We start from the raw sequence: 13,091 nt of genomic DNA, 5'->3' as shown, positions 1-13,091 counted from the left end.
CCCGCGGCCGTGGTTTTCGTTTTAAGCCTTTAAATAATCCAGTGGGCGTTCGTCTTTTTTCTGGTTTGGGGTTGTGTTGTCGTCACCCGCGACTCCCTGCCCGCCCTGTGCGCCACCCAGGTCACCAGCTGGGGCATCGTCTACTACGCCTTCCCTGTCCTCAACCCGCGCCTGACGGCCGACACCGGCTGGTCCGGCAACGCCACCACGGGCGCGTTCTCCCTCGCCTTGCTCGTTTCCGCCTTGGTCGGAATCCCCGTCGGCCGGATACTCGACCGCCAAGGTCCCCGAGCGGTGATGACCGCCGGATCCGTCATCGGCGCACTCGCCGTCCTGACCATCGCCGCCGCTCCCAACCTGCCCGTCTTCTTCCTCGGCTGGATCCTGGCCGGGATCGCGATGGCGGCCACTTTCTATCCACCCGCATTTGCTGCGGTCACCCGTTGGTGGGGACCTGGCAGGGTTCGGGCCCTGACCATCGTCACCCTGGCCGGCGGTCTGGCCTCCACGGTGTTCGCACCGCTCACCGCCACGCTTGCGGAGCACCTCAGTTGGCGGCAGACCTATGCCGTCCTGGCCATCATCCTGGCCGCGATCACCATTCCGGCCCACGCATTGGCCCTGCGAGCCCCCTGGCCCCCGGCGCCTCCGGCCCCGCCCACCACCGACCGGACCCCGGTGGCCAAGACCCGCCCCTTCGTCGTCCTGGCGGCGGCCTTCACCCTCTCCAGCTTCGCCATGTACGCCGTCGTCATCGGCCTGATCCCGCTCCTCACCGAGCGCGGCGCCGACACCACAACCGCCGCCTGGGCCCTGGGACTCGGCGGCGCGGGCCAGACACTCGGCCGCACCCTCTACGCGGGCCTGGCCGACCGCACCACGGTCACCGCCCGCACGGTCACGCTCATCGCACTCGGCGGCGCCACCACGGCAGCGCTCGCTCTCATCCCGGGTCCGCTGCCTCTACTGGTCATCCTCGCGGTCCTGGCAGGAGTCGTCCGCGGCAACCTCACCCTCCTGCAGGCCACCGCCGTCACCGACCGCTGGGGCACCGCCCACTACGGCCGCCTCTCCGGACTCCTCGGCGCCCCGGCCCACATCGCCGCCGCCCTCGCCCCCTGGGCCGGCGCCGCCCTGGCGGGCCCTCTCGGCGGCTACCCCCTGCTCTTCGGGCTGCTCGCGGTGCTCTCCGGTGTGGCCGCGTGCCTCGCAGTGTGGGGTCGGGGTGACGCGACATCAACTCCGTGAGTCAAGAGTGCATGATGCGAGCATCGATTCCCACGTCGATGAGCGCACAGCATGTACGGATGTGCACGCTGTGCGCCCGCACGCCCGGTTCGGGGCTGGTTCGCCACGGTGCTGAACGCGGGCGGGGCGGGGGAGCGGAGCCGGTGGAGGGCTCCGCGGAGGCGCTGGTCAGGGCACGCCCGCGGTCATGGTGATGGTGGCGGCCAGGTGCCGTAGGTCGTGGACGGTGATCCTGGGGAGGCCGGCTTCCTCGGAGATCCGGTGGAACCGGTCAAGGACCTGGTGCGGTCCGGGCGGGTGGCCGTCGGGCCCGCAGAAGACGAGCCCGGCGAACGGGTCGTGGGGATCCTCGCGGGTTCGGGATGCTGATCGGGCCCTGTGCCGGAGGGCGGTAGTAGTACGTGTCTTCTCCCGCGGGATCTGACCACGGGCTGTTATGGGGACTTCCAGTCCGACTACAGCCTGGCCAACTGCACCGGGCGCGTCATGCACGACAAAACCCTGGCCAAGGACGCCGCCGGCTCATCGCGGTCCCTCATCGGTGACAACTTCAACAAGGCGCGCGCCCTGGCCACACGTGACATCACGCGCCAGTGGGAGTCGTTCCGAGCCGCACTCCTCGAACGGTATGCGGCCAACAACCGGGGCTCCGTCATGGTGTGCGCGATCACGCACGACAACCCTGTCGCGGCCTGCTGAGCTTGGCGTCCCCTCTCAGCCCCCACCTCCGTCGGTGGGGTGGGGGCTGACGGTTCACCGTCGGCCCGTTGCTGAAGGTTCCAGCAATTCCCCCTGGAATACGCCTTGTTGGTGGACACCTACGGCGCGCCGGGCAGACTGTTGGGCCGCACGGGTGGTCATGTCCATTGCAGGAACGATCAAGCTCCGGGTGATCCTTCTTCGCGCCGGACGGGTGTGGAACGTTGACAGCGCAAGCCCCCAGCGCGACCACGACACTCAGGAGGTGTTCGGCAAATGGTGACCGCACCCGTGCTCTGGAACAACGACAAGGCGTACCTGTTCGACGGCGGGAACTACTACCGCTACGACGTCACCAAGGACAAGGTCGACCCCGGCTACCCGCAGCGGATCACCGCCAACTGGCCGGGCCCGTTCCCGTCCCGCGTCGACGCCGGCGTGGTGTGGAACAACGGCAAGGCGTATTTCTTCCGCGGTTCCGAGTACGTCCGCTACGACATCGCGGCCGACAAGGTCGACGACGGGTACCCGAGGCCCATCGCCGCCAACTGGCCCGGCCTCCCCTAAGCGAGGCTCCAGCGCGCGCACGGGCCGCCCAGTCTCTTCCTCCCTCCACCGAAGGAGCTCCACATGGGAATCGTCGATGCCGCCGCCAAGACCGCCGGGAAGGCCCGCGACACCGCGTACGTCGCACTCGGCGGCAAGAACGGCTCCGGCCTCGAGTACAAGATCGTCGAAGCCAAGGGCGTGCAGAAGATCGAGGTGAAGGCGCCCGAAGGCTACATCGTCACCGGCGGGGGCTGGAACGCCCCGTCGTGCAGCCCCGGTCCGTCCGGGTGACGAGGGATCGTTCCTGCGTACCGGTCGGAGATCGGGAGCCGGGTACCGCACCGGTTCCCGGCTAGCGTCTGGTTGCCCGGCCGGCCGGGGCCGGCCTTTCGGCCCGCGACCGGGCCGGGCGACATCAGTCCGCGACCTGCTCCGCGGACGGTCCCACTACTCGCCATGGCCGGGAGAGAAGCCGTGTCCGTACCGTCGACGATCGACCACACCGCCAGGAAGCACAGCCCCCAGCTCGCGTACTGGATGGTCCGGGCCGCCGACCTCGCCTACAAGGACGAGGCCACCATCGATGCCGAAGCCCGCGCATGGGGATTTGGCCGGGTGCGTCACCACCACACCCGGTTCACCCCGCCGTTCCCGCTGGAGGACACCCAGGCGTACACGATCGCCAGCGACAAGATGATCATCACGGGGTTCCGGGGCACCGAGCCCGCGCAGATCCGGGACTGGCTCTCGGACGCCACCACGCCCCCGTGGCCGGGACCGGGCAAGACCGGCTACATCCACTACGGCTTCGGCCAGGCCCTCGACTCGATCTTCCCCACCGTCAGGGACGCGCTCGCCGACTTCCGGGACAACGACCAGAGCGTGTGGTTCACCGGCCACAGCCTCGGCGGCGCACTCGCGATGCTCGCCGGCTGCCGCATGTACCTGGAGGAGCCGCGCCTGCGGGCCGACGGCATCTACACCTACGGCCAGCCCCGCACCTGCGACCGGCTCCTGGCCGCCTCCTGCAACAAGGGCTTCAAAGACCGCCTGCACCGCTATGTCAACAACAACGACATCGTCCCGCAACTGCCGCCCGAGCCCGCCTACACCCACGTCGACACCTTGCACTACATCGACGCCGGCGGCCGCATCCGCTCCTCCATGCCGCTGACGAGCGCACTGGCCGACCGGGTCAAGGGCGCCACAGCGGACCTTCTTGCCCCCGCAGGCGACGCCCTGCGTGACCACCCCATCAAGAATTACCTCGCGGCCATGGAGAAGAACCTCGTGTGAAGGAGCGGGGTTCCGAGGGCTCGGTTCACGCCTCCGTGTCGCGACCCGCTCGTAACCCCCACAGCTCGAGGGCGGGGGCTCACCTGCCCAGGAGTCGTCCGGCCGATCAAGGCCTTCCGCCGCCTCTCCCCAGGCCGGCTCGGTCTGCCTGGCCCGGCGAGAGTGCTCCTCGTGGACGTACGTGAACACCTACCCGAGGGACCGGAGGTGCTCAGCGGGCGAGTACGTGGCCGTCGTGGGGGCGGTGGTCGCGGGAGCGGCGCAGGTCGGTGGTGACGTAGGTGCGTTGCAGCCAGCGGTCTGCTCCGTCGTAACGGGGGTGAAAGGCGGTACGGCCGTGGACGGTCACGCGGTTGTCGATGATGACCAGGTCGCCCGGATTCAGGCGCAGGGTGCGGGCGGTCGCCTCGCAGGCGCGGCCGAATGCGGTCAGCGCCGCGGCGGCCCGAGGGGTGAGCGGGGTGGTGACGAGTTGGGCCATCCGTATGTCGGGATCCTCGACCGCTCCCGACAGCACCGGTCGGGGCTCGACGTCGGGCTCACTCGCGGCAGCGTCGGGGCCGAAGGAAGGTGGTGGTGTGGTGATGAACTCCGGTGCGAACAGGGCCTGGCGACTGGCTGGGGTGAGGAGCGGCAGCGCTTGGCGGATGCCGGCGACGCGCATGCCGGCGATCCGGTCGTGGTCGGCGCGCAGGCACAGGAAGATCACATAGTCGGGTGGGTGGGGGTGGAAGCCGTTCTCGGTGTGGAAGGACAGCGGCACCGATCCGGCGTTGCCGTGGAAGCTCTCCTGCCCGGGCACGGGCACGACGTCCTGCACGAGGGCGCCGGATTTCTCTGCCCGGTAGGCGAGGGGCTCGCCGAGTCCGCAGGCCACCATGGTGAGCACCGCGGCCGAGACGGTGGCCCGGCGCTGGACCGAGCCGGGTACGGACGGTGTCGCGGGCAGGGCCGCCTGATCGACGGGCAGGCCGCCGATCACCAAGGTGCCCTGCGGGCCGGAGTGCCTTCGAAATCGGCGCACCCCACGGCGCAGCGGGAACGGAAGGTCCTCCCAGGCGTCCCGGGCCCGGGCCACCCACTCGGGGTTGTCGACCAGGTCGTGCTCGCCAGTGCACAGGGTGCGGGCCAGCCGCTCGCACGCGCCGGCATCGGCCGGGTCAAGTGCCCAGTCGGCGGCGACGGCAGAGCTTCGGGTGGTGCCGGGCGTCGTCTCGGGCATCAGGGTCTCCTGCCGGAGGTGTGGGCGGCGGACACGCGGACTCACGAGTGGCGCAGGCCGGCCACGGCGTCGGCGATGTAGTGGTCCCCGAATCGGATCAGCGAGGCGTACTGGGCCGCGCGGCGATGGCGCATGAGCCGTAGTTCGGCGACGGCGTTGTCTGGGCCCTCTGGTTTCTGAGCGATGGAACGACGCAGATGCACCATCGAGTACGCGAGGGTGACGTGCCGTTCACCGTCCACGATGTCGGCTTCCAGGAGCGCGCCCCGTGCCTCGGCCAGCTCCGGGGCGCGGGCCGCCAACTGCTCGTAGGAGTCGGGTACCACGGACAGCAGCTCCTTCATCGCCGCCCGGAACAGCTTGTATCCGCGATGCTGGCGCCCGCTCAACGGAACGTCCACCGACGGGGGCGCCATGGTGCGGCGTATCTCCGCCATGTAGTAGTCGGCCGGGACCGTACTCGCGTGGGTCATGGCCGCCGGGAAGCCCCGCACGTACGCCGTCGCGTCTGCCAGCCGCAGCAGAGCGGCATCGCCGTCGCCGTGCCGTAGATGGCGGGTGGCGTCGGCCACGGCGACCGCGGCGCAGATGTTGAACAGGACGTGGACCTGGTGACCGATGAGCCACCGGGCACTCCACACACTCTCCAACGACGGCCCAGCGCCAGGCTCGGGGACGGCCACCGGCGGTACGTCGTCACGGTCGGCGTCCGCCGCTGCGCCGGTGAGGTCGAGCACCGCCTGCCGCATCCCGGTCACCTCCAGGGCCAGGTCGGCACCCGACAGCGGAGCCTCACACAGGTCTTCCAGACCGCGGTGGATGACCAGGGCGCCGTGCAGGGCGGCCTGTTGATCTGACAGCTCCCCCTCGCGGACCCGGAAGTAGGACTGACTGGTCGACTCCGCCGGCAGTTCCTCACCGGCCGCGGCCGGAGCCAGCGCCGACAGGGCGGCCACCAACTCACCGGCAGTCGCATCGGCCTGCCGCAGCGCGAGGGCCCGCTCCACAGGTCTGGCATGGGTCGCCAACCCGGCCAGCACGCACGCGGTCCGCTGCGCCGCGGCATCCACCCGTGGACCCAGCACGGGTACGGGCCGACCGCCTCGGGGCTCACGGAAGACAGCGACAGCAGGATGACCGGTATCCGGCGATAAGCCCATGGTGGAAGTACTTCGCCAAGAACACTCCATCCGAAACCCTGATCCGCAAGATGTTCCGGTGCGGCGGTGTGCCGCTCCCGATGTCCGGATCTGAGACAACCTCGTCATTGCGGTCACGCGGCGCAGGCCGAATGATCGGTGCATGCCCCCACCGCGAAGAGTCGTCATCGTTGCGTTCCCCGGAGTCGAGTTGCTCGACGTCACCGGGCCCGCCGAGGTGTTCTCCGTGGCGACCCGGGTCGTGGGGCAGGAGGGGGCCGGATACCTGGTGCAGATCGCGACGGCCGCTGGAGGTGAGCTGCTGACCTCCAGCGGTCTGCGGATGGTGTCCGACCTGTCCCTGGACGAGGTGGACGGCAGGGTGGACACCTTGCTGGTGGCCGGTGCGATCGCCCAGGACGGGGAGAACGTCGAGGCGGTCATCGACGAGACGGTGAGCGCGTGGCTGCGCCGGGGAGAGCCCCGGGCCCGCCGGATCGGCTCGATCTGCGCCGGCGCCCATCTGTTGGCCGATGCGGGGCTCCTGAAGGGATTGCGGGCCACGACCCACTGGCTCACCGCCGCCCAGCTGGCCGCCGACCATCCGGAGCTCAGGGTCGAGCCGGACCCCATCTTCATCCGGTCAGGACGCGTGTGGACCTGCGCGGGGGTGACCTCGGGGTTGGACATGGCTCTGGCGATGGTGGCCGAGGACCACGGCCAGGCCGTCGCGCTCGCCACCGCCCGCATGATGGTCATGTACGTGAAACGGTCGGGCGGGCAGAGCCAGTTCAGCGTGCCGCTCTCCGTACCGGGTCCCTCCGACGATCCGTTGGAAGCGCTGTGCCGGTGGATCGGTGAGCATCCTGCCGAGGACCTCTCGGCCGAAGCCCTCGCTGCCCGGATGAATCTGAGCGCGCGCCACTTCTCGCGGCAGTTCGGCAGGCGCATGGGCAGCACTCCTGCCTCCTACGTCGAGGCCGCCCGGCTTGAGGCTGCCCGCCGGCTCCTGGAGGAATCGGACATGAGCCTGCCGGAAGTCGCCGCGTCCAGCGGTCTCGGCTCGGTGAAAACCCTGCACCGTTCCTTCCAGCGCCGGCTGAGAACGACTCCCGCCGAGTACCGGCGCCGCTTCCGCTAGGCCGGTCCGAGCCGCGCCTCGCCCCGAAACACAAGATCCCGCCCTGTCCCCGGCCCCCGGGGCTCGTGGTGAACACCGGCATGCCCGAAACACGCTCCACTACACGAGGGAGAAGACGATGTCCCACACGAAGGTCATCCCGATTCCGGTCCTGGGCAGGCACGCGGTCAACGCGTACCTGCTGCTGGGCCGGCGCCCCGTCATCGTTGACGCCGGAACGCCGGGCAGCGCCCGCAAGATCTACGATCAGGTCGCCGCGCACGGGGTGGACCCCGCGGACATCGCGCTGATCGTCATCACGCACGGCCACATCGACCATTTCGGCTCCGCGGCCGAGCTGCAGCGGCTGACCGGAGCACCCGTCGCCGGTCACATCGCAGACCTCGACCCCTTCCGAACCGGCCGGGTCCGAGAGCCGTACCTGCCCACCGGCCCCATGGGACGCCTCATGAACCGCAACAAGAATCTCCACGTCCAGGCCGAACCCCTCGAACCGGACGTCCTGGTCCGCGGCGAGACGAGCCTCGGCGACTTCGGCATCGCGGCGCGCATCATGCCCACTCCGGGACACACCGCGGGCTCGCTCTCCGTCATCACCGACACCGGTGACCTCGTCGCGGGAGACCTGGTGGCCAACTCCTTCATGGGCCTCATACCGGGGAAGCCGGCCAACCCGCCCTTCCACGACGACCCGCTCGGCAACCTCGCCAGCCTGCGGGAGATGCTCGCCCTCAACCCCACGCGCCTCCACGTGGGCCACGGAACGGCGCTCGACCCCGACCGCGTACGGCGCTGGGCGACCCGTGAACAGCGCCGGCTCGCCCGCCTCGCCGCCCGGGGGCGTCTCACCACTCGGGATCCGGCACTTACCGGCCTCAATCAGGGCCCGTCCAGTCGAAGGTGATGTGCTTGCTGGACTGACCGTCGCGGCTCCAGTGGAAGCCGAAGGCGTCGGCGCGGTCCGCCGTCGAGCGGCCCCAGGTCGCGACCTGTCCCGGCCCGGTCTCACAGCCCGGCAGGTTGGTCGACTGTACGCGCGCACCCTCAGGCGTCGTCGGCCCGGTGAGGGCCACGGCGCTCGCCTCGACCCGGCCGGGAATCGTGGCTCTCCAGCCGCCGAGGTCTTCATCCACCTCGATCTGAATGGGGGCGAAGTCCATGCCCCGCATCTCGGCGTCCATCATGCTCACCATCTCGGCGGGCCAGCTGCCGGCCTGGCCGCCGAAGATCATCTGCAGTGCTTCGCGCTGCGCGTCGTCGGCGCGTTCGTCGAGGAACACCGCCGCGTAGGTGTCGGTGTGCTCGGCCCATATGTTGCCGACGAACGCGCCGAGCATCACCACGTTGAGGCCGTCCAGCTGTACCTCACCGTAGTTGCCCTCGCGTATGTGCCAGGCCAGGACTCCGTCGCAGTCGCCGTAGGTGGGCAGCTGGGCGAACGAGCAGGGGCAGGGAACGTTGCACCTGCACGTATCGAACCAGTCACCGACCGTGTGCCATCTCGGGACGGTCGCTGTCGTCTCAGTCATCTCGTCGCCTCCTGATGGCCCGCACGGACAGGGTTCCGCCTGGTCGGCGAGGCCCCGCCGGACGTCAGAACAGGCGCTCGGTGCCGCGGGTCGTCATCAATTCTCCTCCCGTCGGCACGTGGGTAAAAGCCGTGCTGCCGCGAGCGCGGCCATCGGGGCGGGCACAGCGCTCATCCGGCCCAGCCGGTCATCCGGTCCATGGGCGGGGCGGTCTCCAGGCCGGGCAGGAGCCAGGGCTGGAAGGGAGCGAGCACGGCCAGGACGAGGAACGCGAAGCCGACGGCCCACGCCAGCCAGGGGCCCTGCCGCCAGAGTTTCTCCAGGAAGATCACGGCCGCCAGTCCTGCCATCGCGGCCACGTTCATCACGCCGAGCGGGATCAGGACGATCATCAGCCCCCAGCAGCAGCCGACGCAGTAGAGCCCGTGGTGCGCCCCGACCCGCAGGTCCTTCGCCCAGGGCCGGAAGCGCGAGTACTGGACCAGCTGGAACATCGGGTTGCGGCAGTGCCGCAGGCAGACCCGTTTCAGCGGCCCGAACTGCTGGGCCGCCGCGAGGAGGAAGACGGCGGCGCCGATCCAGCGGCCCGTTCCGGGGTTGCGGTCCACGAGGTGCCCGGTGGCCGTCAGGGCGGCGTACGCGAGTAGCCCGAACGCGGTCCAGGCGAGGAGGTAGCCGCTGACGAACGCCGCGATCCGCAGGGCGCGGGCAGGGCCGGCCGAGCGGCGGTTGATTCCGCGCACCCAGGTGATGGCCACGGGGGCGACGGACGGCAGCATCATCGCCGCCATCATGACCACCCACAGGAGCAGGAAGAGGGGCAGCGCCAGGCCCATGGTGCCGGGTTGCATCCCCATGTGGCGGGACTGGCCGATGGTGAGCAGCCACGCCAGGGCGGCGAGCAGCACCATCAGCACCCATGCGACCGCCAGGTCCCGGGCGGGCAGGAGGACTCCGGGCCTCGTGGGCGCCGGAGGGGCCAGGCGGAGGTGCGGCACGGGAAGCCTCCCAAGGACGCGAGCTGCCCAGGCCGTCCCGGGCACCCGTGCCGCACGGATGGCGGTGGTACACCGCGGGTAGCCGAGACGGGCCTGACGGCATCTCCAGCAGATCACAGAACCGGAAGGCCCAAAACCCGGGGGGCCGGCCGTGAGCGCGATGAGCCGACCTCGTTGGGTTCCTCCTGGTCAGCGGTACAGGAGCTGGAGCTGGAGCTGGAAGCGCCGTGGCCGCAGGCTGTTGGGGGAGCGCCGAACGGCCGACGGTTCAGGGCATGCCCTAGCATGGCGCGCATGTCGCGACGCCTGCCCCCGTCACTGCGGACGTGGTCCGGAGTGCTGCTGGTGTGCGCGTTCTTCGCCTGTCTGACGGGGCTGGCGCGTCCCGCGATGGCGATGGCAATGCCGGGGCCGATGGAGATGTCCCCGCACGCCGCGATCAGTGGGCATGTCGCGGCTCCGTCCGCCGCCGAGGCGCCGGACCACGGCCCGCGCTGCCCGGTGGCCGCGGAACAGTGCGTGGCGCCGCAGGGCATCCTCGCTCAGGACGGTCCGGCCGTCCCCCCGCTCGCGGCCGTGCCGCACGCGACGCCCTGCTCGCCCGAGCCCCTGATGACGCGGCCCAACGCCCCGCCGCCGGTGGTGGCTCCCCCTGACCTGCACCGGTTGTGCGTGTCAAGGACGTGACAGCCGGCCACCCGTGAGGCAGCGCCTCGCGGACGCCGTGTCTTCTCACGTCCGCCTCGGCACGCCCGGACTTCCGTATGTCCGTGTGCGCGTGCCGTCGTCGCAGAACAGGAGCAACGACGCATGCCGTCGTCCGTCGCTTTGCTGATCACCGGTGCGAGCACCGGTCTGCTCGCCGGTGGCGCCTCGTGCGCCGCCGTACAAGGGGGCCTGCTGGCCGGCGCCGTGACCCGCCGCCGCACCCCCGCACCCACCTCGAAAACGGCCGCCGAGCCGAACACCTCCCGACCGGAAGCCGCCATGCCGCTGGCACCGGTCGGAGCCTTCCTCGCCGGGAAGCTCGCCTCACACACCCTGCTCGGCGCCCTGCTGGGCATCTTCGGCCACACCCTGCAGCCCAGCCCCCGCACCCAGGCGGTGCTGATGCTCGCGGCCGGGGCGGTCATGGTGCTGTTCGCCCTGGACTTGATCGGGGTCAAGTCCGTGGGGCGGCTACTGCCCAGGCCCCCGGCGTCGTTCGGCCGCCTGGTGCGGCGCAGTGCCAAGGCCGACTCGGTCGTCACCCCCGCCATCGTCGGCTTCGCCACCGTCCTGGTGCCCTGCGGGGTGACCCTCTCGATGGAGCTGCTCGCCATCACCTCCGGATCGGCGGTGGCCGGGGCCGCGGTCATGGCCGGGTTCGTGGTGGGCACCGCGCCGCTGTTCGCCCTCCTCGGCTATCTGTTCCGGCGCAGCAGCCGGGCACTCTCGGGCAAGCTCGCAGGACTCACCGGCGTCGTCGTGCTGGCCGTCGCCGCCTGGACGATGCTCTCCGCGCTGCAGGCGGGCGGCTGGGTCTCCTTCGACTCACCCTCACCGGGCCGGCAGACCTCGGCGAGCGGGCCGTTCATCGTCGAAGGCGGCGACGGCAGCGGTTCCGGGGGCAACAGCGGCTCATCGGAGACCGTGACCCCCGTACGCACCGACGCGTCCGGGCGGCAGATCATCACGCTCACCGTGACCGACTTCTACGCCCCCACCCAGTTCACCGCGAAGGCCGGCGTACCCACCACGCTGGTCCTGCACGGCAAGGACTCGGGCGGCTGCGCCAGGGCGTTCACGATCCCCGAACTCGGGGTGCAGGAGATCGTCGAACGGGACGGAGACACCGACGTCGACCTGGGCACCCGCAAGCCGGGCACCCTCCTCTTCACCTGCGCCATGGGCATGCAGACCGGCGCCATCGAGTTCAAGACGGGCCTGTGATGAAGCTCTTCAGCCGCAAGAACAAGACCGGGGCCGACACCGCTCCTCAGGTGGAGCTCCTCATCGACGGCATGCACTGCACCAGCTGCGGCCTGCTCATCGACGACGAACTGGAAGACCTCCCCGGAGTCCGCTCGGCCGCCACGGACACGCGCCGGGGACGGAGCGTCGTCCGCCTGGAGGAAGGAGCCCGGGTCGACGGCGCGGCTCTCGTCGCCGCGGTGGAAGCGGCGGGCGCTTACACGGCTCGGCTCGCCGACTGACAACGGGGGGCGCTCCCGCTGGAGCGCCACAACACGCCAGGGCTCCTGTCGGCCTCCCGGTAGGGGCCCTGGCGGCCGGTTCAGGCGATCCGGCCGGCCGCGAAGGTCCGCCGCCGCGCGCGTACGGTGGACGTAGGGCCGGAGCGGGGTATGCGCCGGTCCCGGCAGCCGCTGCGGGCGGCCACCCGCCGTGGCGCGCTCTTCTGCTCCTCCACAGGAGGGAAAGGCCATGCCCGAGCACATCGTCGGCACGCAGGAGGAATTCGAGGCAGCCCGAGCGGAGCTGCTCGCGGAGGAGAAAAAGCTCACCAGGCGCAGCGACGAGCTCGCGCGGAAGCGGCGCCGGCTTCCCTGGGTGCAGGTCGAAAAGGACTACCGCTTCGAGACCGAGGGCGGGACCAAGTCGCTCGCGGACCTCTTCGACGGCCGCTCACAGCTGCTCGTCTACCACTTCATGTTCGGCCCGCCGTACGCGGCCGGATGCCCCGTCTGCTCCTCGATCGCGGACACCCTCGACCCCAACGCGGTCCATCTCAAGGCCCGCGACGTGACGCTGATCTGCTCCTCGCGGGCACCGGTCGACAAGCTCCTCGCCTACCGGGAGCGGATGGGCTGGAGCTTCGACTGGGTCTCCGCCGGCGCCGGCGACTTCCACCGCGACCTCGGCTTCATGTCCACGGAGGAGGAGCTGAGGCCGTTCCTCGACGGCGAGATCCCGGCGACCGTGAGCCAGATGGCAGAGGCGTGCGGCACGGACGTACTCGGGTACGTCACCGAAGGGCCCGGGCTGAGCTGCTACGCCCGTTCGGAAGGCGCCGTCTACCGGACGTACGTCACCACCGCGCGCGGCCTCGAGCCCGCCATGGCCTACTACGGGCTCCTCGACCGCACGCCGCTGGGACGCCACGAGGAGGGCGAGGCGACCCACTGGCTGCGCCGCCACGACGAGTACGGGACCTGAGAGGCCGTTCTCTCGTCCATGAGGGAACGGCCTTTCGTGTGAGCGGCGCGGCATGCCGGCGGAGGGGTGCCGCAGGGCGGCGAGAGCACGACTCTGCCCGTGCCGGGCGCGGAG

General features: G+C 70.6%; 16 protein-coding genes. 12 read left to right on the top strand and 4 right to left on the bottom strand.

Going from position 1 to position 13,091, the window contains the following annotated elements; genetic code table 11:
• Positions 1–36: 36 nt before the first annotated feature.
• From ACFWBN_RS12005 to ACFWBN_RS11980, 6 genes are all read left to right on the top strand, one after another.
• Complete coding sequence (locus ACFWBN_RS12005; protein WP_385174604.1) at positions 37–1,248, top strand: MFS transporter; 1,212 nt, start codon at positions 37–39, stop codon at positions 1,246–1,248.
• A gap of 219 nt (positions 1,249–1,467) precedes the next feature.
• Entirely contained in the window at positions 1,468–1,617 is a 150-nt protein-coding gene (locus tag ACFWBN_RS12000) for a hypothetical protein (protein ID WP_385174579.1), read from the top strand.
• Positions 1,618–1,734: 117 nt separating this feature from the next.
• Positions 1,735–1,947 carry a hypothetical protein gene (locus ACFWBN_RS11995; protein WP_385174576.1) on the top strand — a complete coding sequence of 71 codons (213 nt, stop codon included), beginning with the start codon at positions 1,735–1,737 and terminating at the stop codon, positions 1,945–1,947.
• Positions 1,948–2,223: 276 nt separating this feature from the next.
• On the top strand, positions 2,224–2,514 hold the full coding sequence (locus ACFWBN_RS11990) for a hemopexin repeat-containing protein (protein WP_385174573.1): 291 nt from the start codon (positions 2,224–2,226) through the stop codon (positions 2,512–2,514).
• 63 nt (positions 2,515–2,577) lie between these two features.
• Complete coding sequence (locus ACFWBN_RS11985) at positions 2,578–2,787, top strand: hypothetical protein (RefSeq protein ID WP_385174570.1); 210 nt, start codon at positions 2,578–2,580, stop codon at positions 2,785–2,787.
• Between the two features lie 183 nt (positions 2,788–2,970).
• Positions 2,971–3,792 carry a lipase family protein gene (locus ACFWBN_RS11980; protein ID WP_385174568.1) on the top strand — a complete coding sequence of 274 codons (822 nt, stop codon included), beginning with the start codon at positions 2,971–2,973 and terminating at the stop codon, positions 3,790–3,792.
• Positions 3,793–4,003: 211 nt separating this feature from the next.
• Here ACFWBN_RS11980 and ACFWBN_RS11975 read toward each other — a convergent pair whose 3' ends face one another.
• Both ACFWBN_RS11975 and ACFWBN_RS11970 read right to left on the bottom strand, forming a co-directional pair.
• Complete coding sequence (locus tag ACFWBN_RS11975; protein WP_385174565.1) at positions 4,004–5,014, bottom strand: TauD/TfdA family dioxygenase; 1,011 nt, start codon at positions 5,012–5,014, stop codon at positions 4,004–4,006.
• A gap of 41 nt (positions 5,015–5,055) precedes the next feature.
• A complete protein-coding gene (locus ACFWBN_RS11970) occupies positions 5,056–6,099 on the bottom strand; it encodes a hypothetical protein (protein WP_385174563.1) in 1,044 nt (347 codons plus the stop codon).
• Positions 6,100–6,316: 217 nt separating this feature from the next.
• Here ACFWBN_RS11970 and ACFWBN_RS11965 point away from each other — a divergent pair, with 217 nt between their 5' ends.
• Both ACFWBN_RS11965 and ACFWBN_RS11960 read left to right on the top strand, forming a co-directional pair.
• Positions 6,317–7,294 (top strand): GlxA family transcriptional regulator, encoded by a 978-nt coding sequence (locus ACFWBN_RS11965; protein WP_385174560.1) that lies wholly within the window; start codon positions 6,317–6,319, stop codon positions 7,292–7,294.
• Between the two features lie 118 nt (positions 7,295–7,412).
• On the top strand, positions 7,413–8,198 hold the full coding sequence (locus tag ACFWBN_RS11960) for an MBL fold metallo-hydrolase (RefSeq protein ID WP_385174558.1): 786 nt from the start codon (positions 7,413–7,415) through the stop codon (positions 8,196–8,198).
• Here ACFWBN_RS11960 and ACFWBN_RS11955 read toward each other — a convergent pair.
• On the bottom strand, positions 8,170–8,823 hold the full coding sequence (locus tag ACFWBN_RS11955) for a DUF1326 domain-containing protein (protein ID WP_385174555.1): 654 nt from the start codon (positions 8,821–8,823) through the stop codon (positions 8,170–8,172). The two genes, ACFWBN_RS11960 and ACFWBN_RS11955, sit on opposite strands and share 29 nt — an antisense overlap.
• A gap of 170 nt (positions 8,824–8,993) precedes the next feature.
• A complete protein-coding gene (locus tag ACFWBN_RS11950; protein ID WP_385174552.1) occupies positions 8,994–9,821 on the bottom strand; it encodes a DUF2182 domain-containing protein in 828 nt (275 codons plus the stop codon).
• Positions 9,822–10,115: 294 nt separating this feature from the next.
• On the opposite strand from ACFWBN_RS11950, the gene ACFWBN_RS11945 reads away from it, so the two are divergent.
• The 4 genes from ACFWBN_RS11945 (at position 10,116) to ACFWBN_RS11930 (ending at position 12,977) form a co-directional block, all read left to right on the top strand.
• Positions 10,116–10,508 carry a hypothetical protein gene (locus ACFWBN_RS11945; protein WP_385174549.1) on the top strand — a complete coding sequence of 131 codons (393 nt, stop codon included), beginning with the start codon at positions 10,116–10,118 and terminating at the stop codon, positions 10,506–10,508.
• 123 nt (positions 10,509–10,631) lie between these two features.
• Complete coding sequence (locus tag ACFWBN_RS11940) at positions 10,632–11,753, top strand: sulfite exporter TauE/SafE family protein (RefSeq protein ID WP_385174547.1); 1,122 nt, start codon at positions 10,632–10,634, stop codon at positions 11,751–11,753.
• On the top strand, positions 11,753–12,016 hold the full coding sequence (locus ACFWBN_RS11935; RefSeq protein ID WP_385174544.1) for a cation transporter: 264 nt from the start codon (positions 11,753–11,755) through the stop codon (positions 12,014–12,016). Before ACFWBN_RS11940 ends, ACFWBN_RS11935 begins: the two co-directional genes overlap by 1 nt.
• Positions 12,017–12,245: 229 nt before the next feature.
• A complete protein-coding gene (locus ACFWBN_RS11930; protein WP_385174541.1) occupies positions 12,246–12,977 on the top strand; it encodes a DUF899 domain-containing protein in 732 nt (243 codons plus the stop codon).
• Positions 12,978–13,091 lie beyond the last annotated feature (114 nt).

Origin of the sequence: Streptomyces sp. NPDC059989 (genome assembly GCF_042736975.1) — a bacterium.
In the GTDB taxonomy this organism is placed as follows: domain Bacteria; phylum Actinomycetota; class Actinomycetes; order Streptomycetales; family Streptomycetaceae; genus Streptomyces.
This window is presented reverse-complemented; position numbering and strand designations above follow the sequence as displayed.

Bases quoted from the DNA above. Each gene is read 5' to 3' on its own strand.
- ACFWBN_RS11940 (WP_385174547.1), top strand. From the start codon at position 10,632: ATGCCGTCGTCCGTCGCTTTGCTGATCACCGGTGCGAGCACCGGTCTG.
- ACFWBN_RS11935 (WP_385174544.1), top strand. From the start codon at position 11,753: ATGAAGCTCTTCAGCCGCAAGAACAAGACCGGGGCCGACACCGCTCCT.
- ACFWBN_RS11955 (WP_385174555.1), bottom strand. From the start codon at position 8,823: ATGACTGAGACGACAGCGACCGTCCCGAGATGGCACACGGTCGGTGAC.
- ACFWBN_RS11960 (WP_385174558.1), top strand. From the start codon at position 7,413: ATGTCCCACACGAAGGTCATCCCGATTCCGGTCCTGGGCAGGCACGCG.
- ACFWBN_RS11975 (WP_385174565.1), bottom strand. From the start codon at position 5,014: ATGCCCGAGACGACGCCCGGCACCACCCGAAGCTCTGCCGTCGCCGCC.
- ACFWBN_RS11995 (WP_385174576.1), top strand. From the start codon at position 1,735: ATGCACGACAAAACCCTGGCCAAGGACGCCGCCGGCTCATCGCGGTCC.
- ACFWBN_RS11930 (WP_385174541.1), top strand. From the start codon at position 12,246: ATGCCCGAGCACATCGTCGGCACGCAGGAGGAATTCGAGGCAGCCCGA.
- ACFWBN_RS11985 (WP_385174570.1), top strand. From the start codon at position 2,578: ATGGGAATCGTCGATGCCGCCGCCAAGACCGCCGGGAAGGCCCGCGAC.
- ACFWBN_RS11990 (WP_385174573.1), top strand. From the start codon at position 2,224: ATGGTGACCGCACCCGTGCTCTGGAACAACGACAAGGCGTACCTGTTC.
- ACFWBN_RS11965 (WP_385174560.1), top strand. From the start codon at position 6,317: ATGCCCCCACCGCGAAGAGTCGTCATCGTTGCGTTCCCCGGAGTCGAG.
- ACFWBN_RS11945 (WP_385174549.1), top strand. From the start codon at position 10,116: ATGTCGCGACGCCTGCCCCCGTCACTGCGGACGTGGTCCGGAGTGCTG.